24 protein-coding genes are annotated in these 20,097 nt (G+C 36.4%); 19 read left to right on the top strand and 5 right to left on the bottom strand.

Features of this window, described 5'->3' with window-relative positions; translation table 11 throughout:
* The first annotated feature begins 140 nt into the window (after positions 1 to 140).
* The 6 genes from BAMA_RS14045 to BAMA_RS14025 all read left to right on the top strand — a co-directional run bounded on the left by BAMA_RS14045 (position 141) and on the right by BAMA_RS14025 (position 6,324).
* Positions 141 to 1,754, top strand: a complete 1,614-nt coding sequence (locus tag BAMA_RS14045; protein ID WP_034640048.1) for a long-chain fatty acid--CoA ligase — start codon at positions 141 to 143, stop codon at positions 1,752 to 1,754.
* A 335-nt stretch (positions 1,755 to 2,089) separates the two neighbouring features.
* Positions 2,090 to 3,703, top strand: coding sequence for a long-chain fatty acid--CoA ligase (locus BAMA_RS14040; protein ID WP_034640046.1), 1,614 nt, complete (start codon positions 2,090 to 2,092; stop codon positions 3,701 to 3,703).
* 64 nt (positions 3,704 to 3,767) lie between these two features.
* Positions 3,768 to 4,106, top strand: a complete 339-nt coding sequence (locus BAMA_RS14035; RefSeq protein WP_051758955.1) for an HAD hydrolase-like protein — start codon at positions 3,768 to 3,770, stop codon at positions 4,104 to 4,106.
* An 18-nt stretch (positions 4,107 to 4,124) separates the two neighbouring features.
* Positions 4,125 to 4,259, top strand: a complete 135-nt coding sequence (locus BAMA_RS25410; protein ID WP_265182735.1) for a hypothetical protein — start codon at positions 4,125 to 4,127, stop codon at positions 4,257 to 4,259.
* 178 nt (positions 4,260 to 4,437) lie between these two features.
* The gene (locus BAMA_RS14030) at positions 4,438 to 4,851 is read left to right on the top strand and encodes a hypothetical protein (RefSeq protein ID WP_034640044.1); all 414 of its coding nucleotides are present in this window, start codon (positions 4,438 to 4,440) and stop codon (positions 4,849 to 4,851) included.
* Between the two features lie 240 nt (positions 4,852 to 5,091).
* Entirely contained in the window at positions 5,092 to 6,324 is a 1,233-nt protein-coding gene (locus BAMA_RS14025) for an MDR family MFS transporter (RefSeq protein ID WP_034640042.1), read from the top strand.
* Positions 6,325 to 6,363: 39 nt separating this feature from the next.
* Here BAMA_RS14025 and BAMA_RS14020 read toward each other — a convergent pair whose 3' ends face one another.
* A complete protein-coding gene (locus BAMA_RS14020; protein ID WP_034640040.1) occupies positions 6,364 to 6,753 on the bottom strand; it encodes an Hsp20/alpha crystallin family protein in 390 nt (129 codons plus the stop codon).
* 134 nt (positions 6,754 to 6,887) lie between these two features.
* On the bottom strand, positions 6,888 to 7,031 hold the full coding sequence (locus BAMA_RS14015) for a small acid-soluble spore protein P (protein WP_034640038.1): 144 nt from the start codon (positions 7,029 to 7,031) through the stop codon (positions 6,888 to 6,890).
* A 111-nt stretch (positions 7,032 to 7,142) separates the two neighbouring features.
* Here BAMA_RS14015 and BAMA_RS14010 point away from each other — a divergent pair, with 111 nt between their 5' ends.
* Positions 7,143 to 7,409: a hypothetical protein gene (locus BAMA_RS14010; protein WP_034640036.1), complete on the top strand. Its 267-nt coding sequence runs from the start codon at positions 7,143 to 7,145 to the stop codon at positions 7,407 to 7,409.
* Positions 7,410 to 7,546: 137 nt separating this feature from the next.
* Here BAMA_RS14010 and sspO read toward each other — a convergent pair whose 3' ends face one another.
* Positions 7,547 to 7,696: a small acid-soluble spore protein O gene (gene sspO / locus BAMA_RS14005; protein ID WP_034640034.1), complete on the bottom strand. Its 150-nt coding sequence runs from the start codon at positions 7,694 to 7,696 to the stop codon at positions 7,547 to 7,549.
* 464 nt (positions 7,697 to 8,160) lie between these two features.
* Between sspO and acnA the strand changes: the two genes are divergently transcribed.
* From acnA to BAMA_RS13975, 7 genes are all read left to right on the top strand, one after another.
* Positions 8,161 to 10,884, top strand: a complete 2,724-nt coding sequence (gene acnA, locus BAMA_RS14000; RefSeq protein ID WP_034640032.1) for an aconitate hydratase AcnA — start codon at positions 8,161 to 8,163, stop codon at positions 10,882 to 10,884.
* A 462-nt stretch (positions 10,885 to 11,346) separates the two neighbouring features.
* The gene (locus BAMA_RS13995) at positions 11,347 to 11,796 is read left to right on the top strand and encodes a YhfM domain-containing protein (RefSeq protein ID WP_034640030.1); all 450 of its coding nucleotides are present in this window, start codon (positions 11,347 to 11,349) and stop codon (positions 11,794 to 11,796) included.
* Positions 11,797 to 11,842: 46 nt separating this feature from the next.
* A complete protein-coding gene (locus BAMA_RS13990) occupies positions 11,843 to 12,415 on the top strand; it encodes a peroxiredoxin family protein (protein ID WP_034640028.1) in 573 nt (190 codons plus the stop codon).
* Positions 12,416 to 12,541: 126 nt separating this feature from the next.
* Positions 12,542 to 12,685 carry an FbpB family small basic protein gene (locus BAMA_RS24070; protein WP_084158000.1) on the top strand — a complete coding sequence of 48 codons (144 nt, stop codon included), beginning with the start codon at positions 12,542 to 12,544 and terminating at the stop codon, positions 12,683 to 12,685.
* Positions 12,686 to 12,730: 45 nt separating this feature from the next.
* Entirely contained in the window at positions 12,731 to 12,865 is a 135-nt protein-coding gene (sspN, locus tag BAMA_RS13985; RefSeq protein ID WP_000527988.1) for an acid-soluble spore protein SspN, read from the top strand.
* 98 nt (positions 12,866 to 12,963) lie between these two features.
* On the top strand, positions 12,964 to 13,188 hold the full coding sequence (gene tlp / locus BAMA_RS25175; RefSeq protein ID WP_034640021.1) for a small acid-soluble spore protein Tlp: 225 nt from the start codon (positions 12,964 to 12,966) through the stop codon (positions 13,186 to 13,188).
* Positions 13,189 to 13,406: 218 nt separating this feature from the next.
* Positions 13,407 to 13,826, top strand: a complete 420-nt coding sequence (locus tag BAMA_RS13975) for an acyl-CoA thioesterase (RefSeq protein ID WP_034640019.1) — start codon at positions 13,407 to 13,409, stop codon at positions 13,824 to 13,826.
* Between the two features lie 28 nt (positions 13,827 to 13,854).
* Here the strand turns inward: BAMA_RS13975 and BAMA_RS13970 are convergent, their stop codons facing one another.
* Together BAMA_RS13970 and plsY are read right to left on the bottom strand one after the other, a co-directional pair.
* Positions 13,855 to 14,145 (bottom strand): HesB/YadR/YfhF family protein, encoded by a 291-nt coding sequence (locus BAMA_RS13970; protein ID WP_034640017.1) that lies wholly within the window; start codon positions 14,143 to 14,145, stop codon positions 13,855 to 13,857.
* Between the two features lie 109 nt (positions 14,146 to 14,254).
* Complete coding sequence (gene plsY / locus BAMA_RS13965) at positions 14,255 to 14,854, bottom strand: glycerol-3-phosphate 1-O-acyltransferase PlsY (protein ID WP_034640015.1); 600 nt, start codon at positions 14,852 to 14,854, stop codon at positions 14,255 to 14,257.
* A gap of 221 nt (positions 14,855 to 15,075) precedes the next feature.
* Between plsY and BAMA_RS13960 the strand changes: the two genes are divergently transcribed.
* The 5 genes from BAMA_RS13960 to BAMA_RS13940 all read left to right on the top strand — a co-directional run bounded on the left by BAMA_RS13960 (position 15,076) and on the right by BAMA_RS13940 (position 19,922).
* Complete coding sequence (locus tag BAMA_RS13960; RefSeq protein ID WP_034640013.1) at positions 15,076 to 16,923, top strand: anaerobic ribonucleoside triphosphate reductase; 1,848 nt, start codon at positions 15,076 to 15,078, stop codon at positions 16,921 to 16,923.
* A complete protein-coding gene (gene nrdG, locus BAMA_RS13955) occupies positions 16,920 to 17,372 on the top strand; it encodes an anaerobic ribonucleoside-triphosphate reductase activating protein (protein ID WP_034640011.1) in 453 nt (150 codons plus the stop codon). Before BAMA_RS13960 ends, nrdG begins: the two co-directional genes overlap by 4 nt.
* Positions 17,373 to 17,386: 14 nt before the next feature.
* Positions 17,387 to 18,064, top strand: a complete 678-nt coding sequence (locus BAMA_RS13950; RefSeq protein WP_034640009.1) for a response regulator transcription factor — start codon at positions 17,387 to 17,389, stop codon at positions 18,062 to 18,064.
* 151 nt (positions 18,065 to 18,215) lie between these two features.
* Positions 18,216 to 19,436: a S1C family serine protease gene (locus BAMA_RS13945; protein WP_034640008.1), complete on the top strand. Its 1,221-nt coding sequence runs from the start codon at positions 18,216 to 18,218 to the stop codon at positions 19,434 to 19,436.
* A gap of 72 nt (positions 19,437 to 19,508) precedes the next feature.
* On the top strand, positions 19,509 to 19,922 hold the full coding sequence (locus BAMA_RS13940; protein WP_034640007.1) for a CoA-binding protein: 414 nt from the start codon (positions 19,509 to 19,511) through the stop codon (positions 19,920 to 19,922).
* Positions 19,923 to 20,097: the final 175 nt, after the last annotated feature.

The raw sequence follows: 20,097 nt of genomic DNA, 5'->3' as shown, positions 1-20,097 counted from the left end.
CATCAAATGCAGAAACTTAATAAAGGCGTTTCTTGTATAGTGCTATATTGCAAAACTATTAAAAAATGTCGAATTGTTTAGCTTTTTTATAAAAAATTGCATGTTAGTAATAAAAGTGGTTTAACAAGGGGGAATAAAAGATGATGATGAATGTACCATTAACGATTCATTCGATGATTGAAAGGGCAGAGAAACTTTTTCCGAAGAAGGAAATTGTATCGAGAACACATGATACAATTACACACCTTACTTATAAAGAATTAGGTGAAAGAACAAGAAGACTTTCTAGTGCACTTCATAAATTAGGGATTAAAGAAGGAGAAAAAGTTGGGACACTAGCGTGGAACCACCATAGGCACGTTGAGGCTTATTTTGCAATTCCTGGTATTGGGGCTGTGTTACATACAATTAATATTCGTTTGTCTCCGCAGCATATTTCTTATATTATTCAACATTCAGAAGATCGAGTGTTATTGATTGATGAAGATCTTGTACCACTTGTTGAGCAAGTACAAGGTGAATTAAAAGGTGTACAAGCTTATATTATTATGACAGATAAAGATGAATTGCCAGCTACATCACTCCATCCTGTATATCATTATGAAGATTTATTGCGAGAGGGGAATCCATCATTTCCATTTATTCAAAATATAGATGAAAATATGCCAGCTGGTATGTGCTATACGTCAGCAACGACAGGAAACCCAAAAGGGGTTCTCTACACACATCGTAGTACAGTCCTTCATTGCATGACTCTTGGACTTGTAGATACAATAGCGCTTTCTGAAAGTGATAGTATGATGCCAATTGTTCCGATGTTTCATGTAAATGCATGGGGTCTTCCATATGCAGCAACTTGGTTTGGGACGAAGTTAGTTTTACCAGGGCCGATGTTTACATCAAAAACTTTGCTAGAAATGATGCAAGAAGAAAAAGTAACATTAGCTGCCGGTGTACCAACAATTTGGCTAAGTGTGCTGCAAGAGTTAGAGCGAAATACATATGATTTAACGAGTGTAACACGTTTAGTATGCGGAGGTGCAACAGCACCAAGAAGTGTCATTGCAGCATTTGAACAAAAATATAACATTCCATTTATTCATGCTTACGGTATGACAGAAACAAGTCCACTTGTTACAATTGCACGTCTAAAAAGCTATGAAACTGAACTAGCGTATGAAGAACAGTTAAATATTCGGGAGAAGCAAGGGTATGTAGTGCCGGGTGTTGAGATGAAAATAGTTGGGAAAGATGGAGAAATTGCGTGGGGCGGAAACGAAATGGGTGAATTATGTTTACGAGCTCCTTGGATTGCATCTAGTTATTATAATGATGAGCGTTCGGCAGAAGCTTTCCGAGATGGATGGCTTCATACAGGAGACGTTGTTACCGTTGATGAAGAAGGGTGTATCAAAATTGTCGATCGCACAAAAGATGTCATTAAAAGCGGTGGCGAATGGATCTCATCTGTTGATTTAGAAAATGCGTTTATGGCACACGAAGCAATTTTTGAGGCGGCTGTTGTTGCCGTTCCACATAAAAAGTGGCAAGAACGTCCAGTAGCATGTGTGTCAGTAAAAGAGGGAAAGGTAGTTACGAAAGAAGAATTATATGAATTTATAAAACCTCAATTTGCAAAATGGTGGCTTCCAGATGATATTGTCTTTATGGAAGAAATTCCAAAGACATCAGTTGGAAAGTTTTTAAAAAAGGAACTGCGAAAAGAATTAGAATCACAGTACATAGAAAGTTAATTTTGTTTGTAGGGTAACGTGCGATTATACGTTACCCTATTTTTATCCCGCATTAACAGCCTGTAAAAGCCCGATTGGTCGGGCTGACAATCAGTGGGGGATGGAGAAAACCCCCACTGATTGAAGTTTCACTTTATTCTTCATTAACCGGTTGTAATTGAGGAAGCGAAGATGTATAGGTGGAAGATTAATAGTTAAAAAGCATCTTTATCAAACGAGTAGCGGTCATTCTTCCTTTTTTAAATTATGAATAAATTGTCGAATTATTCTATCTATTCTTTTGAGAAAATTTGTTGTATCATCAATGAAAGCGTTTTAATTAGGGGGGATGAAAGATGATGATGAATGTACCATTAACGATTAGTTCTATGATTGAAAGAGCAGAAAAACTTTTTCCGAAAAAGGAAATTGTTTCTCGAACACATGATACAATTACACGTCTCACTTATAAGGAATTAGGAGAGAGAACAAGAAGACTTTCTAGCGCACTTCATAAGTTAGGGGTTAAAGAGGGCGAAAAAGTTGGGACATTAGCATGGAATCACCACCGACATGTTGAGGCTTATTTTGCAATCCCTGGTATTGGAGCGGTGTTACATACAATTAATATTCGTTTATCTCCGCAACACATTTCCTACATTATTCAGCATTCAGAAGATCGTGTCTTACTTATTGATGAAGATCTTGTGCCACTTGTTGAGAAAGTACAAGATGAATTAAAAGGTGTACAAGCTTATATTATTATGACGGATAAAGACGAACTTCCAGCTACATCACTTCAACCTGTTTATCATTATGAAAAGCTACTACAAGATGGTGATCCTTCATTTCAATTTATTCAAAATATAGACGAGAACATGCCAGCTGGAATGTGTTATACGTCAGCAACTACGGGAAATCCAAAAGGTGTTATATACACACATCGTAGTACAGTCCTTCATAGCATGGCGCTTGGGCTTGCTGATACAACAGCACTTTCTGAGAGTGATAGTATTATGCCAGTTGTCCCAATGTTTCATGTTAATGCGTGGGGGATGCCATTTGCAGGAACTTGGTTTGGGTCTAAATTAGTTCTCCCAGGACCGATGTTTACACCGAAAATTTTGCTAGAAATGATGCAAGAAGAAAGAGTAACATTAGCTGCTGGTGTGCCAACAATTTGGCTTGGTGTATTGCAAGAGTTAGAGCGGAATGAATATGATTTAACGAGTGTGACACGACTTGTATGCGGAGGAGCAGCTGCTCCAAAAAGTGTTATTGCAGCATTTGAACAAAAATATAATATTCCATTTGTTCATGCTTACGGTATGACAGAAACAAGTCCACTTGTTACACTTGCACGTTTAAAAAGCTATGAAAGTGAATTAGCGTATGAAGAACAGCTAGAAATTCGAGCGAAACAAGGATATTTAGTACCAGGTGTTGAGATGAAAGTAGTTGGAAAAAATGGAGAAGTAGAGTGGAACGGAAACGAGATGGGTGAATTATGTTTGCGTGCCCCTTGGATTGCATCCAGTTACTATAATGATGACCGTTCGGCAGAAGGATTCCGAGATGGATGGCTTCATACAGGAGACGTTGTTACCGTTGATGAAGAAGGATGTATCAAAATTGTGGATCGCACAAAAGATGTCATTAAAAGCGGAGGCGAATGGATTTCATCTGTTGACTTAGAAAATGCACTTATGGCACACGAAGCAATTTTTGAAGCAGCGGTTGTGGCAGTTCCGCATAAACAATGGCAAGAGCGTCCGGTTGCATGTGTGTCAGTAAAAGAAGGAAAAGCAGTTACGAAAGAAGAATTATATGAATTTATAAAACCTCAATTTGCGAAATGGTGGCTTCCAGATGATATTGTCTTTATGGAGGAAATCCCGAAGACATCGGTTGGGAAGTTTTTAAAACAAGCGTTGCGAAAAGAACTAGAATTGTATTATATAGAAAGTTAACTTCATTTTTCTAAGGTAACATACGACCGTATGTTACCTTATCTTTTTTTGAGGAGGGATGGTTATGAGTATAAACATACTTTGGGACTTTGATGGAACGTTAGTAGATAGTTATCCGGTCTTTATACGTATTTTTAGTGAAGTAATTGGAAGTCATATAGATAAAGAAGAAATTATGAGACATGCGAAGGTTTCTTTAACGCATGCCGTTAAGCATTACAAACTTTCACAGAGGCAAATTCACTATATGTTAAAAAGGGAAAAATCGATTCATCCATCGGAGTATCAAGTTTTTCCATATGTTGAAGATGTTTTAAAATGTGCAAATAGTAATTGTATTGTTACGCATAATTCAAGAGAAGAAGTGAAGCGCATATTAGAATATCATGGTTTGTTACAGTAATTTTCTGAGATTATTGGAATGGAAGATGAGTTTCCAAGAAAACCAGAAGTAGAAGCCTATCAATATATGAATGAAAAGTATGATATTCATCTTGCTGTTGGAGACCGTGCGCTAGATTTAATGGAAATCTATACAATCTCACTATGCCTTTGAATTTCCTTTATCCTGCATTAACAGCCAGTAAAAGCCCGATTGATTGGGCTGACAATCAGTGGGGGATGGAGAAAACCCTACTGATTGAAGTTCCATTTTATTAATTTGGTAAGAAAAGAAAGACTTTTTGAATTTTCTTGCTATAATAAAGAAAAGGAACATAATGGGGGTTGATACGATGTTGTATGAAAATGGGGTAAATAAATTAATTCATTTAAATACAAGTATTTCTGAACTATACAGAGAGCTTCATGACATGACCCGTCATTTAAAAGAATGTAACCGAGAAAGTGTATCATTTGATCGGTTGTATGTAAAAGAGCTACTTTGGAAGAAAGAAGATGTTATCTTCATGTATGATCAACTTCTCGTTCAACTTTGTATAAATGAATGCTTTGATATGAAAAGCTTGATTTCTGGAGAATACAGCTACACATATGATGAAGTAGCAACGTGTGTAAGTGAGTTTAATACGAAATATAATGTAACGATTTCATTAGAATCTGTGTTAAAAGAATTGCAATTTACATATGGAATTAACATGGAGTTAACAAGAGTTTCTCGTACGCAGCAGCAATATGAGAATGTGTAAAAGAAAGATGTGAAAGGGCTGATAATATATCATCAGCCCTTTATATATTGAAATTGCTATAACAGAAACTTATAAAAAGTTATAAGTTTCTTATTATTTGTTTCTGTAAATGATTGTAATAATATATGAAATGGGAGGAGAAAAAGGTTAATGATATAAGTTTTCTAAATATAAGTGCGTGAATTAGATGCGTAGTATGGTGCAAACTAAACAGGCGTGCTGTGTAAAGAAGGGGAGAAAATGAAGGGGAAGTTACAACAAATTCATCCAATTGGGATGAGTATTATCATTGGGACATTATTTGCACGTTTTGCAACATCGATGAGCATTCCATTTTTGGCGATTTATTTAACGACGGTTAAAGATATATCAGCTAGTGTGACGGGAGCCATTATTGGAACGAGTGCATTAATTGGTGTATTTGCAAGTTTCATAGGAGGGAACTTATCAGATCGGTATGGAAGAAAACGTATTATGATTGGTTCTATCGCTTTATGGATTTTCGTTTTTATTGGGTTTGCTTTTGCAGAAAACACTGCATCATTCTTTTTGTTAAATGCATTAAATGGACTGTGTCGTTCGTTCTTTGAACCAACGTCTCGTGCTCTGTTGTCAGATTTAACAAAGCCAGAAAATCGCTTGTTAGTATTCAATCTACGTTACGGTGCAATTAATGTCGGGTTTGCAGTTGGACCGCTTGTTGGTCTGCAGATTGGGAGTGCACAGTCTGTCATGCCATTTTTAGTAGCGGCTATTGTATATGCACTTTATATGATTGTTATAATATTGCAATTTCGCAAATATCGTATGGAAGAGAAAGAAACGAATAAGAAAGAGCGGACTACATTTGCGGGAGCTGTACGTATTTTAAGGAGAGATACTGTTTTTTTAGTTGTATTGCTTGGTATTATTATGAGTACAGCAGGATATGCACAGTTTTCTTCAACTATTTCTCAATATTTCGCAAACTCTCAATTATTTGAAGATGGGATCACTTTATTTTCTTATGCACTAACATTAAATGCAGTTACAGTTGTGATTGTTCAGTACCCACTTATTCAAATGTTTAAAAAGTATACACCACTTGTATCAATTATGGTTGGTACAATATTTGTGAGCATTGGTTTGTTTGGGTTCGGACTTGCACAGTCAATGGTAGTAGTTTTCCTTTGCACCATTATATTTACAATTGGTGAAGTATTAATGTTTTCAATGACAGATATATTTATTGATCAAATTGCAGTTCCGCATTTGAAAGGCACATATTTTGGGGCAATGGGATTTTCTGGAGTTGGGGTTGTGCTAGGGCCTTTTGTTGGTGGTATTTTAATAGATTATTATGGCTATCAAAATGGGTTTACCATTTTTACATTGTTAGCGGTGTCTTCACTAATAGCATTTCCACTGTTGCTAGTCGCAAAAAATTTGCTAAATAAAAGGACAATAGATGAGAAATTAGAGGCACAAATATAATAAGAAAAGGCTGACGATATGTGCCGTCAGCCCTTTTAATCATATTGATTTTTGAAAAGAGATTTGTGCTTCTTCGTTATCCGCTTGCGTTGTTTTTGAAATGTGAATGTTAAGAAGATGATGCTCTAAGCAGGCCAACATTTTCTTATCTATTATATTAGTTGGTAAAGAGATTGTGCGTTGTAGAAAAGAGTTGTTACAAAATATTTGAATGTGTAGGCCTGTCTCTAATTTTGTAATAAGAATATTTTTCTCAATTACTTCAGGAATGTTCGCTTCTAAAATGTATTCTTCATCTGTTTCAAATAAATCAACATGAAATGTATCTGTGTATTGTGAGTTTACGTATGAATCTGAGCAAAATTGATTCATCCATTCTTCAAATCCGTCCACATGAAAGAGGCAGTCCTTCTCTTTCTTTTTGCCCATAACAGAAAACCTCCGTAAAATCTCAATTCATCATTAAGATATGCGATATGAAGAGAAGTGGTGAGGAGTAGAAGACAAAATGTGTGAGGAGATAGAAATGATATGTAAAAGGATAGTGCATATGCACTATCCTTTTACATATCATGGTGAGAATGATGTTTCTGTCTTGAATGATTTTTATTCTTCACTTTATGAGATCCGCTCATTGGTTCTGGTTGACCAGAAGGTTGCCCTTTTGGTGTATTTTTACGAATGGATTTACTGTTGTTGTGTTCCATAGTTGCACCCCCTCCTTATTAGGATGAGAGAACTTTATGAAATTATACGAGAATGTTTTGAAGAAAACTGGTAAAGATAAGTGGGAGGATTAGACAGAAAGGGGAAAGACAATGCCTTATCATAAAGATAAACAACAAGCATTTCAAGCAGCTCAGCAAGGAGTCGTAGATGCGATGCATTCATACGATAATATTGTGAAGAATGATCCGAATTATGGACATGATTTAAAGCATTTACGTCAGGAAGTACAAGAAGCGTATGAACAAATTCAAAATGCATTAGAAGTTGCTTCAGAAACGCAGCGCTCGCAGCTTAAAAAATATGAGGATGATTTACAGCGCATTATACAACATGTAGATGAATCATCTGATATATAAAGAACAATAAAAGTCCCAAAAGGAATTCCCTTGGGACTTTTGCCTTTTTATTTTGCATTAACAGCTTGTAAAAATTTGATGGGTCAGGCTAATAATCAATGGGGGATGAAGAACCCCCAACTGATTGGATTTTCACTTTATTGATTCTTTTTTCGTTTTTTATTGTTTTGGCGCTGTGCAGCAGTTAGCGGTTCGTTTGCAAACTCTTCATTATACCCAGCTCCTTGCCCTTGAGCCGCCGCCGCATTCATTCCTGGGATAGCATGATTTGCTTTTCGTTTACCCATTTTATATCCCCCTTAACTTCATCGTGCTAAAGAAAAACCTTTAGCTGAATATTGTACAATGCATAGTATTTGTTAAGGCGATGTGAGCTATTCAACAAGAAGGAGAAGATTTGCTGATTCTCTTTTTATCCCGCATTAACGGGCTGTAAACTTTCACTTTAAAATTTGAAAGAAGCGAGGAAGTTTAGGTAAGAGATTAACACTATGTGAAAGCTTGATTGAAGTCTCATTTATAATAAGAAGATATAATTGTTCGTACGCATGATATAGCACTTTATTGGAGAGAAAATAAAGCTTTTTATGTTTTAAGGTATAGGTATAACAGAAACTTATAGAAAACCATAAGTTTCTTATTATTTACTTATTTAGAAAGTTGTAATAATATATTATCGTAAGGTATTGAAAAATTTGTCTATATTTTATATTCAGAAAATTTTAGGCGCGTTTAAACAGGGGGGAACACAATGGTAAAACACAATCCATTCCAGTCTAGAAAAGCATTTGAATTAGAGGGGAAAACGTATCATTACTATAGCTTAAAAGCACTTGAAGATGCAGGTGTTGGTAATGTATCTAAACTTCCTTATTCTATTAAAGTATTACTTGAATCTGTACTACGTCAAGTAGACGGACGTGTTATTAAAGAGGAGCATGTTACAAATTTAGCGAAGTGGGGAACAGCTGAAGTACAAGATATCGATGTTCCATTTAAACCATCTCGTGTTATTTTACAAGATTTCACAGGGGTACCAGCTGTCGTTGACTTAGCATCACTTCGTAAAGCAATGGCTGATATGGGAGGAGACCCTGATAAAATTAATCCAGAAATTACAGTTGACCTTGTTATTGATCACTCTGTGCAGGTTGATAGAGCGGGTACAGCAGACGCGCTTGAGTTCAACATGGACTTAGAGTTTAAACGTAATGAAGAGCGTTATAAATTTTTAAGCTGGGCACAAAAATCATTTGATAACTATCGTGCAGTTCCACCAGCAACAGGTATCGTACACCAAGTAAACCTTGAGTATTTAGCACCGGTTGTTCATGCAACAAAAAATGCTGAAGGTGAGTTAATTGCATACCCAGATTCTTTAGTAGGAACAGACTCCCATACGACAATGATTAACGGTATTGGTGTTCTTGGCTGGGGTGTTGGTGGTATTGAGGCAGAGGCAGGAATGCTTGGGCAACCATCATACTTTCCAGTACCAGAAGTTATCGGTGTGAAATTAACAGGTACGCTTCCAAGTGGTACAACAGCAACAGATGTGGCTTTAAAAGTAACGCAAGTATTACGTCAAAAAGGTGTAGTTGGTAAATTTGTTGAGTTCTTTGGTGCAGGATTAAAGAGCATGCCACTTGCTGACCGTGCGACAATTTCAAACATGGCACCAGAATACGGTGCAACGTGTGGATTCTTCCCAATCGATGAAATTTCATTAGAATATTTACGTTTAACAGGAAGAGATGAAGAGCAAGTTCGCGTTGTTGAAGAGTATTGTAAAGAAAATGATCTATTCTACTTTGCAGATAGTGAAGATCCAATTTATACAGATCTTGTTGAAATCGACCTAAATACAATTGAAACAAATCTTTCTGGACCAAAACGTCCGCAAGATTTAATCCCTCTTTCAAATATGAAGGATTCATTCCGTCAAGCAGTTGTTGCTCCGGTTGGAACACAAGGTCTTGGTTTTGACGAGCAAGAATTTGATAAAGAAGTGACAGTTGTATTAAAAGATAAAGAAGTAACGATGAAAACAGGTGCGATTGCAATTGCGGCAATTACAAGCTGTACAAATACATCAAATCCATATGTATTAATTGGTGCAGGTTTAGTAGCGAAGAAAGCGATTGAAAAAGGTCTAAAAGTACCTGGGTATGTAAAAACATCATTAGCACCAGGTTCAAAAGTTGTAACAGAATACTTAGATAAATCAGGTTTAACAACATATTTAGATCAATTAGGATTCCAAACAGTTGGATACGGATGTACAACTTGTATCGGAAACTCTGGTCCATTAGAGGATGAGTTAGAAGAAGCAATCGCTGCCAATGACTTATTAGTAACATCTGTGTTATCAGGTAACCGTAACTTTGAAGGTCGTATTCATCCACTTGTAAAAGCAAACTACTTAGCATCACCACCACTTGTTGTGGCATATGCGCTTGCTGGTACAGTTGATGTTGATCTGAAAAACGATGTGATTGGTACAGATAAAGATGGCAATGCAGTATACTTTAATGATATTTGGCCAACAGCGAAAGAAATTGAAGAAGTAGTTCAAAGTGTTGTAACATCTGAACTATTCAAGAAAGAATATGCGCAAGTATTTAATAGTAACGAGCGCTGGAATGAAATTCAAACTTCAAATGAGGCATTATATACTTGGGATAACGACTCAACGTATATTCAAAACCCACCATTCTTTGAAGGTTTATCAAAAGAACCAGGTGAAGTAGAGCCGCTTTCTAGCTTACGTGTAATCGGTAAATTTGGAGACACTGTAACAACAGACCACATTTCACCAGCAGGTTCTATCGGCAAGCATACACCAGCAGGTCGTTATTTATTAGAAAATGGCGTACAGCCAGTGGACTTCAACTCATATGGTTCTCGTCGTGGTAACCATGAAGTAATGATGCGTGGTACGTTTGCGAACATTCGCATTAAAAACCAAATCGCACCAGGTACAGAAGGTGGTTTCACAACATACTGGCCAACAGGTGAAGTAACGTCCATTTACGATGCTGCAATGAAATATAAAGAAGATGGTACAGGACTTCTTGTTATCGCTGGAAAAGATTACGGTATGGGAAGTTCTCGTGACTGGGCAGCGAAAGGTACGAATCTTTTAGGTATTAAAGCAGTTATCGCGGAAAGTTTCGAGCGTATTCACCGCAGTAACCTTGTGTTAATGGGTGTGTTACCATTACAGTTCAAAGATGGCGAAAGTGCTGAAACGTTAGGTCTTTCTGGTAACGAGTCGTTTGAAATTCAAATTGATAAAACAGTAAAACCACGTGACCTTGTTACAGTAGTAGCAACTGACGCAGATGGTAAAGAAACAAAGTTCGAAGTTGTAGCACGTTTTGATAGTGAAGTTGAAATTGACTACTACCGTCACGGTGGTATTTTACAAATGGTTCTTCGTGAGAAAATTGAAGAGTCGAAAGTATCTAACTAATAGATATAAATATAAAACAAAAGCTTGATTGGGATTCCAATCAAGCTTTTGTTTTATCCTCACTAACGGGCTGTACAAATCTCACCTTTAAAATTTAAGAGGGCTGAAAAGTTTAGGTGAGAGATAATCAGTTTGCGACAGCTCGATTGGTCTAGCTAGTAATTAATGAGAGATGAAGAATCTTATGTATGTAAAGTTTCACTTTATATACAAGCTGAATTTTCAGTAACAGTTTTAAAATATAAAAAAAGAGGTGAAAATTAAGTTGTTAAGTGGTTCTCTGTGCTTCATATATGTAATGTGAATGTATCTATATGTATTTGGTGGTGGACTTTTAATTTTTTAAAACAATAAAAGAAGTGATATAAAACAAAGAATAATTTTTTGCCGAAAGTAGAGTAAATAGAAGGACATCCTTCATATATATAGAATACGGTCAGTGAGTGGGAAGGAGTGAAAGAAATGAAACAACTGCACATTTATATGATTATAGTCTCCCTTGTAATGTTGGCAGGTTGTAAGTCGTATACAGGGACGGTTTCGGTTGTCGTGAATAAAGTAGTTGAAGAAGATGTCCATACTGCAGAACCGGCGTTAAAACGTGTGGTAATGGAAGAGCGTGAAGATGTTGTAAATCAAATTATGAAAGCTGTGCAGCAGAAAAAGAAAGTGGCTGGGGTAGATGTAGAAAAGGCAACAGCTCAGTATGAAATCCAAATTGTGTATCCAAATGAGAAAAGTGACCATTATTTTGTTTGGGTTGATGTAGAAAAAGGTGAAGTGAGAGTGTTACAAGGTAATGTGATGTATGAACTCGAGGATGAAGCTGAAGAAACACTACTACAAATTTTTTATGAATATAAAGAGGGACAACAGTTAGTGTGGGGAATATTTCCAAGTGTTCTCGTCTAAGCTAACTATTGAACAAGTGGAGATAAATGATAAGGACTGATGTTACATGTGGCGTAAATTGACAATTATTATCGTATTATTAAGTTTAACTGGATATGCTCTATATGAACAGTTTGGTAAAGAAAACAAGGTTGCTCCGAAGTCCACGCAGCAAAATGAACAAGTGAAAGATGTAATTGCGAGAAATGGTATTGAAGTGGGTAGAGCGGCACCTGATTTTGAGTTAACAACATTAGATGGAACGGCTGTAAAATTATCAGACTTACAAGGGAAGAAAGTTATTTTAAATTTTTGGGCAACGTGGTGTGGTCCTTGTAAACAAGAAATGCCAGATATGGAGACGTTTTATCAAAAACATAAAGGTGATGTAGAAGTGTTAGCTGTGAATTATACTGCTTCTGAAGGTGCGGGTGGAGAAGAGAAAGTAAAACAGTTTGCACAGGAGTGGGGAATTACGTTTCCGATTTTGCTCGATAAAGATATAACGGTTACAACGACATATAAAGTCATCACAATACCAACTTCTTTTTTTATTGATACAAAAGGAGTTGTTCGGGAAAAATTTGTTGGGCCAATGACTGTAAAGGAAATGGAAAAGAGGATTAAAAATGTAAAGTGACTTTTTGACAAGCGAGGTAAGAATCCTTGCTTGTTTTTTATTTCTTAAAATTTTCTAATAAATCCGATTAAGGTTTTTGGAATTTGCTCATACTACATAATAAGACAGAGAAAGGGTGAACACATAATGAGAAGAAATCGACGAAAAACATTTGAAGAGCTTGTGAGGGAGAATAAAAGGCAATTACTAAGCGATCGTGATGCAATTGAACGGATAGAAGAACGTATTGAAAAGAGATATGAAATGCAGCTTTTCAAACAAGCTGAATAGTCTTTTCGATTAGTATGATACTAATCGAAAGGAGGCGATATATTTATGGGTAATCCAAAAAAGAATTCAAAAGATTTTGCACCAAATCAGATTGGAACACAGTCGAAAAAAGCTGGTGGGAATAAAGGGAAGCAAATGCAAGATCAAACAGGAAAACAACCAATTGTTGATAACGGTTAAAAAAAGGAGAATGTTAGCATTCTCCTTTTTTGTACATAATGTGTACTGTTTTTCAAACACTAGCATTGTGTGTAACTTTTATAAAGGAGGGAAAGAAAGTGGCGGAGCATTATAAAGCAAATCCAGATGATCGTAGTGATAACGCTGAAAAGTTACAAGAGATGGTGCAAAATACAATTGACAACATTCATGATGCAAAAGCAGCTATTCCGCATTCAAGTGAGCAAGATTGTGCAGCAATTGAAGCGAAAAATGAACATCGCTTAGAAAGTATACAAAAAATGAAAGCGGAAATAAAAGAAGAGAGTCAATATCGAAAGTAAAATGTTACGTAAGGAAAGGAAAAAAGGCTGGCAATTGTCAGTCTTTTTTTCTTATGATTGGAATTGTTTGTATGAAACAAGGGGTTGAAGCTATACATAGTAATTATTTTTTGTTTTTTTTATATAAAAAGAGGAATGGCTCTTATTTTCCTTTTATGAGTTGCTGTATTATGATGAAAGATATGGGAAAGAAACATAGGTGAAAGGGAGCTAGAGAAATGTTTGTAGCAGAACACGAAATCGATATCCGTTATGCAGAAACAGACCAAATGGGTGTCGTATACCATGCTAATTATTTAGTATGGCTTGAACTTGGTCGCACACAATTAATTCGTGAATTAGGATTTTCCTACGTTGAGATGGAGAATGATGGAATTGTATCACCAGTATTAGATTTACAAATTACATACCGTAAAGCAATGAGGTATGGAGAAAAAGCAATTGTGAAAACATGGGTACATAGTGTAAATCCTGTGCGCGTTGTATATGGATATGAAATTTACAATGGTGATGGTGAGCTTTGTGTAACTGCAGAGACGACAAATATTTGCGTGAAAAAAGAAAACTTCCGTCCAATCTCATTTAAGAAGATGTATCCGAAATGGTATGAAACATATGAGAAAATAAAGAAACAATAAAAAACGAGCAGCCTCAGCTGCTCATTTTTTATTTTTCGTAATGGAACTGCGGAGATTCGTCTCCTTCGTTAAAAGTAACGGATAAATTATGTCCATCAAAGTACCACTCATCATCGCCTTCAATAAAGAATGTAATGCCACTTTCGCTTGTTTGTGCACAAGCATTCATCGGCGCATCTTTACGAAGACCAAGTGACAATCCTTTTTGTACAGTGCTACATCCGCCGTATTGAACGAAGAAGCGAATGAAGTCTCCATCTTGTAGTAACAGTTCTTCTTTATACCAATTTGCTGCTTCTTTTGATACTGATAAGTTCATTATGTATTCCTCCAGATGAATTCTTTTTCTTTAAGTATAAAAAATAACGCAAAAAGACGCCATTTATATGCTTTGCGTTTTCTTTTTGCGTTATGAGGTCAATTGCTGTTTACTTATGTTTTTTTGTCAAATTAGCTTTTGGCTCTGTCTTATTTATAATACGTCCAATGTTAGCGCGGTGTCTGTAAATGACAATGGCAGCTAATATGCAGATTGCAACAAGGTAGAATGTATCTGTTCCTTTGAAAACAATAGCGGCAATTACTGCAGCAACTGCTGTAATCATCGATGATAAAGATACGTATCTTGTTGTAAAGAGAAAGCCAAAAAAGACCGCTGCTAACAATAAGAAAATAAGCGGGGTATAGCCTAGTACAACACCTGCTGAAGTTGCAACAGCTTTTCCACCACGGAACTTTGCAAAAATTGGATATACGTGACCGACTACAGCCGCTAAACCAAACCAAAGTGGATGGATATCAAGATTAAATAGAAAAGGAAGAGCTGTTGCTAACGTTCCTTTTAAAATATCAGCAATTGTTACGATAAATCCTGCTTTTTTCCCTAATGTACGAAACGTATTTGTTCCGCCTAAATTTCCGCTGCCGTGCTCACGAATGTCAATTCCATAACCGATTTTCCCCACTACTAGTGCAAATGGAATTGAGCCAAGTAAATAGGCAACGATAATTAAAATATATGTAAGCATAAGTTCAGTCTCCTTTATACAAATGTGTTGATAAAGGGTAAAAAGAGTTTTTCCTGTTTATTATAGCACAAAGTTATATCATTCACATTGTTTTTTTAGTGGATGTATTTACATCGTATGAAAGAAACTTTCACAAGAATGTTACATTCTTCACAAATGAAAAGCGTCTACATATTGTATAGTTTTCTTTGTATATAAACTATATGTGGTTAGAGGTGTAGATGATGAGGAAATTTGAGGAGTTATGGACGATGTTTTCGACGATTGTAAAAGGAAATGAACAAGATGTAATGCAAGAAAATGCAAATGTTGATGGAAGATCACCGATGGGAATGATGGGAAGTTTTGCATCAGAAAGTGCAAAATTTTATGCGATAGAGCAGCTATTATCTGAACAAACAAAAGAAGCGATAGCGCAAAATATTTTATATCCGCATGATTTAGATTTTTACGCAACTGGAACAACAACATGTTCGCAAATTCCACTCGGACAATTATTACAAAGTGGTTTTCATACAGGACATGGTTATATGCGTCCGCCACAAAATATTAAAAGTGCTTTAGCGCTTGCAGCGATTATTTTCCAAGCGAATCAAAATATGCAGCATGGTGGACAATCGTTTGCAATGTTTGATGTAGATATAGCACCGTATGTAAAAAGAACATATGAAGGACATATAAAGCGTCTGGGGGCTTATCCTTTAGCAAAAGAGGAAATAGAACATTTTGCGTGGAACGAAACAGAAATGGACACGTATCAAGCTTGTGAAGCATTTATTCATAATTGTAATAGTATGCATAGCCGAGGAGGAGGACAAGTCCCGTTTATTTCAATTAATTATGGGACAGATATAACAAAAGAAGGGAGATTGTTAATAAGACAATTACTAAAGGCAACGCAGGCTGGATTAGGAAAGGGAGAGACACCGATTTTTCCGATTCAAATTTTTAAGATGAAAAAAGGAGTTAATTTTGAAAAAGAAGATCCGAATTATGATTTATTTCAGCTCGCGTTAGAAACGACAGCTAAGCGGTTATTTCCAAACTTTTCGTTTTTAGATGCATCATTTAATGCTGCTCACTACGATGGTAGACATGAAAGTGAGGTGTGTTACATGGGGTGCCGTACAAGGGTTATGTCGAATGTAAATGGAGAAGAAACGGGAGTTGGAAGAGGGAATTTATCGTTTACTTCTATTAACCTTGTTAAATTAGCGTTAATGTATAGGGAAAAGAAGGAATTTTTCAAGGCGTTACATCATTATATAGATATTGCAATAGAACAATTGTTAGAGCGTTTTTTCTACCAATCGAAGAAAAGGGCGAGAGACTTTTCGTTTTTATATTCACAAGGCGTTTGGCGTGGAGGAGAACAGTTACAGAGTGAAGATTATGTAGAAGAGATTTTAAAACAAGGAACACTTAGCATTGGTTTTATCGGACTTGCTGAATGTTTAGTCGCTTTGACTGGAAAACATCAAGGTGAAGATGAGGAGTCATGGAAACTTGGATATGAAATTATCACATATATGAGAAGAAAAATGGATGAGGCGACTGAAAAATATAATTTGAATTTTTCACTCATTGCCACACCGGCTGAAGGATTATCAGGAAAATTTGTTAAGAACGACCGTGCTACGTTTGGAGAGATAAGAGGTGTGACAGATCGAAAGTATTATACAAATTCGTTCCATGTTCCTGTCTATTATCCAATAAAAATAATCGATAAAATTCGATTAGAAGGGCCGTTTCATTCTTTATGTAACGGGGGACATATTACGTATATCGAGTTAGGTGGTGCAGCTGTGCATAATCTAAAGGCATTAGAACAAATTGTAAAAACAATGGTGCGGTATGAGGTTGGTTACGGTTCTATGAATCATCCTGTTGATCGCTGTAAGTGCTGTGGGTATAGCGGTATTCTTAATGTGGAATGTCCAAACTGTGGAAATGATGAAGAAGAAAAAATAGAAAGAATTCGTCGCATTACCGGTTATCTCGTTGGGGACATGTCAAAATGGAATGACGCTAAGAGAAATGAAGAAGAGGATCGAGTGAATCATATATGAAGGTGATGAACATTGTACATGATAGCGTAGTAGATGGAGAAGGACTTCGAACAGTCGTCTTTTTTTCCGGTTGTTCGCATCGTTGCAAAGGATGTCATAATCCGCAGTCATGGAATATAAAGAACGGGACGGAAATGACATGTTGTGAAATAATAAAAGAGATTGAAAAGAATCCCGTTGCTGATGTCACATTTTCAGGTGGAGATCCTTTCTTTCAAGCTAGGGAAGTGAAAGTAGTCGCGAAAGCGGTAAAGGAAAGCGGAAAGAATTTATGGATTTACACTGGTTATACGTTAGAAGAGATACAACGCTCACAAAATAATGATATGATAGAGTTGTTACATTATACAGATGTATTAGTTGATGGAAGATTTGAACTAGAAAATAGGGATGTAACACTTCCATTTCGAGGTAGTTCGAACCAACGTATAATTCGATTGAAAGAGTGAAAAGGCGGGGTAGGATGAATAAAACAGTATTGCTCGTGGAAGATGAACAAAGATTACGAGAAATTGTAAGTAATTATTTTCGTAACGAAGGCTTTGAAGTAGTGGAAGCTGAAGACGGCAAGCAAGCATTGCAATTATTTGCTGAACATACAATTGATTTAATTATTTTAGATATTATGTTACCAGAAATCGATGGCTGGTCTGTTTGTCGTCGTATTCGAAAAGAATCAGCGGTGCCAATTATTATGCTGACAGCACGCTCTGATGAAGATGATACATTATTAGGATTTGAGCTTGGTGCGGATGAATATGTGACGAAGCCGTTTAGTCCAAAAGTGTTAGTGGCACGTGCGAAAACACTATTAAAGCGTGCGGAAGGTGTAGTTGGACAAGCTGAAGAAAATACACTTTCAATCGCAGGAATTGATGTAAATCGTTTATCACGTACTGTTATGGTGGACGGGGAAGAAATTGTGTTAACGCATAAAGAATTTGAACTTCTTCTTTACTTAATGGAGAATAGAGGAATTGTATTATCAAGACAACATTTACTCGATCAGCTATGGGGATATGACTACTTTGGTGATGATCGAACTGTAGACACTCATATAAAAAAATTGCGTAATAAGCTTGGTGAAAAAGCAAAGCACATTGGTACAGTTATTCGTGTTGGTTATAAATTTGAGGAGTAAAACTGCTTGAAGAGCGTAAAATTTTTACTGTTCTTGTCTAAAGTGAATGTAATGTACATTTTTTTAACTAGATTTCACGATGAGTTCACAAGAAGGACACAAAGTGTGACTATACTAAAAGTACAAATTGAGACGAGAGGAGATACGAATTATGGGATATTATGATGGACCAAATATGAATGAAAATAATCAAGTAGAAAGCAGAACGGAAACGGTGAAACAGCGAGGGAAAAAAGGTTATTTCTTTTCAGGATTTGTTGGTGCAGTTATCGGAGCAGTAACAATTACTTTCGTAGCTCCCTACATGCCGTGGACGGATGGAACAGGAATTCTTTCAAAAGGAAATCAACAAGTGGAAGGGACGGTTGTTCCAGTTGTAAACAAAACGAAAGGGGCAACAGACCTTCCAGGGATGATCGAAGGAGCAAAAGAAGCAGTAGTTGGCGTCATGAACTTCCAGCAAAACGCAGATCCATTTACGATGCAAGTAGAGGAAGCGCAAGCGGGAACGGGATCGGGTGTCATTTATAAAAAAGTTGGAAATAAAGCTCTTATTGTTACAAATAATCACGTCGTTGACGGTGCAAATAAATTGCAAGTTAAGTTAAGTGACGGAACGGTTGTCCCTGCTGAAATAGTAGGAAAAGATCCGTGGTTAGATTTAGCTGTTATTGAAATTGATGGCGAACATGTAACGAAAGTAGCTACGTTAGGTGATTCTGATAAAATTCGCGCGGGAGAATCAGCGATTGCAATTGGAAATCCATTAGGGTTTGATGGCAGTGTGACAGAAGGGATCATTAGTAGTAAAGATCGTGAAATTCCTGTTGATATAAATGGAGATAAACAACCAGATTGGCAAGCACAAGTTATTCAAACAGATGCTGCCATTAACCCAGGTAATAGCGGAGGCGCATTGTTTAATGAAAATGGTGAAGTAATCGGGATTAATTCTAGTAAAATTGCGCAGCAAGAAGTAGAAGGAATTGGTTTTGCAATTCCAATTAATGTGGCGAAGCCAGTATTGGATTCACTAGAACAATTCGGAGAAGTGCAGCGTCCATTTATGGGAGTAAGTTATCGCAGTATTGACCAAATTCCAGCTGTTGGTTTAGAACAGTTAAAAGTACCAAAAGATGTAACAAGTGGTATTATGGTTGCTCAAGTAACACCGATGTCTCCAGCTGAAAAAGCAGGGATTGAGCAATATGATATTATTACAGAGCTCGATGGGCAGAAAGTAGAAGATGAGATAGGATTCCGCAAATATTTATATGAAAAGAAAAAAGTTGGCGAAAAAATGACAGTAACATTATACCGAAATGGTGAAAAGATGGAGAAGACTGTAACGTTAACATCAAATTCTAATTAATAAAGAAAGTCTCTTTCATATTGAAAGAGACTTTCTTTATCGGCTATACTGAAAAGATAGGAGGGGTTACATATGACAATTACAAATCCAACTCGTTCGGAAATTGGTGGAATTTTAAAGGAAAGCAAAACGATTGCAGTTGTTGGGTTATCGGATAATCCAGAACGTACATCATATATGGTATCAAAAGCGATGCAAGATGCTGGTTATCGCATTATTCCTGTGAATCCGAAAGTAGACGCAGTATTAGGAGAAAAAGCAGTAAAATCATTAGAAGAAATTACAGAACATGTTGATATCGTGAACGTATTTCGTCGTTCAGAGTTTTTAATGGATGTAGCGAAAGAGTTTGTGTTAATAGACGCAGATGTATTTTGGGCGCAGTCAGGCGTACAAGATGAAGAGACATACCAATTTTTAAAAGAAAAAGGACATACTGTTATTATGGATCGTTGCATTAAAGTAGAACATGCAATGACAAAGTAGAAATGAAAATCATTGTGGAATTCGCTCTAGTGGCCGCTACATAAGTTGTTTTATGATACATAATAGGTAGATGAGGGAATCACATGAAATTTTTCAAAGGCTGTTTGTTTGGTTTATTACTTGTCGCTCCATTTTGGATAATTGTTATTTTGTTAATTATAAAATGGTGGAATGG

It is taken from the genome of Bacillus manliponensis (assembly GCF_000712595.1).
GTDB lineage: Bacteria > Bacillota > Bacilli > Bacillales > Bacillaceae_G > Bacillus_A > Bacillus_A manliponensis.
The sequence above is the reverse complement of the archived record's forward strand: the minus strand, read 5'-3'. Positions and strand labels throughout refer to the sequence as shown.

What these genes read in the sequence shown, in the direction of transcription:
- BAMA_RS14035 (WP_051758955.1), top strand. Translation starts at nt 3,768, where the DNA reads ATGAGTATAAACATACTTTGGGACTTTGATGGAACGTTAGTAGATAGT.
- BAMA_RS14045 (WP_034640048.1), top strand. Translation starts at nt 141, where the DNA reads ATGATGATGAATGTACCATTAACGATTCATTCGATGATTGAAAGGGCA.
- BAMA_RS24070 (WP_084158000.1), top strand. Translation starts at nt 12,542, where the DNA reads ATGAGAAGAAATCGACGAAAAACATTTGAAGAGCTTGTGAGGGAGAAT.
- BAMA_RS13990 (WP_034640028.1), top strand. Translation starts at nt 11,843, where the DNA reads ATGTGGCGTAAATTGACAATTATTATCGTATTATTAAGTTTAACTGGA.
- BAMA_RS13995 (WP_034640030.1), top strand. Translation starts at nt 11,347, where the DNA reads ATGAAACAACTGCACATTTATATGATTATAGTCTCCCTTGTAATGTTG.
- BAMA_RS14010 (WP_034640036.1), top strand. Translation starts at nt 7,143, where the DNA reads ATGCCTTATCATAAAGATAAACAACAAGCATTTCAAGCAGCTCAGCAA.
- sspN (WP_000527988.1), top strand. Translation starts at nt 12,731, where the DNA reads ATGGGTAATCCAAAAAAGAATTCAAAAGATTTTGCACCAAATCAGATT.
- BAMA_RS14030 (WP_034640044.1), top strand. Translation starts at nt 4,438, where the DNA reads ATGTTGTATGAAAATGGGGTAAATAAATTAATTCATTTAAATACAAGT.
- BAMA_RS13950 (WP_034640009.1), top strand. Translation starts at nt 17,387, where the DNA reads ATGAATAAAACAGTATTGCTCGTGGAAGATGAACAAAGATTACGAGAA.
- BAMA_RS25410 (WP_265182735.1), top strand. Translation starts at nt 4,125, where the DNA reads ATGGAAGATGAGTTTCCAAGAAAACCAGAAGTAGAAGCCTATCAATAT.
- BAMA_RS13960 (WP_034640013.1), top strand. Translation starts at nt 15,076, where the DNA reads ATGATGAGGAAATTTGAGGAGTTATGGACGATGTTTTCGACGATTGTA.
- BAMA_RS14020 (WP_034640040.1), bottom strand. Translation starts at nt 6,753, where the DNA reads ATGGGCAAAAAGAAAGAGAAGGACTGCCTCTTTCATGTGGACGGATTT.
- BAMA_RS13970 (WP_034640017.1), bottom strand. Translation starts at nt 14,145, where the DNA reads ATGAACTTATCAGTATCAAAAGAAGCAGCAAATTGGTATAAAGAAGAA.
- sspO (WP_034640034.1), bottom strand. Translation starts at nt 7,696, where the DNA reads ATGGGTAAACGAAAAGCAAATCATGCTATCCCAGGAATGAATGCGGCG.
- BAMA_RS13975 (WP_034640019.1), top strand. Translation starts at nt 13,407, where the DNA reads ATGTTTGTAGCAGAACACGAAATCGATATCCGTTATGCAGAAACAGAC.
- BAMA_RS13945 (WP_034640008.1), top strand. Translation starts at nt 18,216, where the DNA reads ATGGGATATTATGATGGACCAAATATGAATGAAAATAATCAAGTAGAA.
- plsY (WP_034640015.1), bottom strand. Translation starts at nt 14,854, where the DNA reads ATGCTTACATATATTTTAATTATCGTTGCCTATTTACTTGGCTCAATT.
- BAMA_RS14025 (WP_034640042.1), top strand. Translation starts at nt 5,092, where the DNA reads ATGAAGGGGAAGTTACAACAAATTCATCCAATTGGGATGAGTATTATC.
- nrdG (WP_034640011.1), top strand. Translation starts at nt 16,920, where the DNA reads ATGAAGGTGATGAACATTGTACATGATAGCGTAGTAGATGGAGAAGGA.
- BAMA_RS13940 (WP_034640007.1), top strand. Translation starts at nt 19,509, where the DNA reads ATGACAATTACAAATCCAACTCGTTCGGAAATTGGTGGAATTTTAAAG.
- BAMA_RS14040 (WP_034640046.1), top strand. Translation starts at nt 2,090, where the DNA reads ATGATGATGAATGTACCATTAACGATTAGTTCTATGATTGAAAGAGCA.
- acnA (WP_034640032.1), top strand. Translation starts at nt 8,161, where the DNA reads ATGGTAAAACACAATCCATTCCAGTCTAGAAAAGCATTTGAATTAGAG.
- BAMA_RS14015 (WP_034640038.1), bottom strand. Translation starts at nt 7,031, where the DNA reads ATGGAACACAACAACAGTAAATCCATTCGTAAAAATACACCAAAAGGG.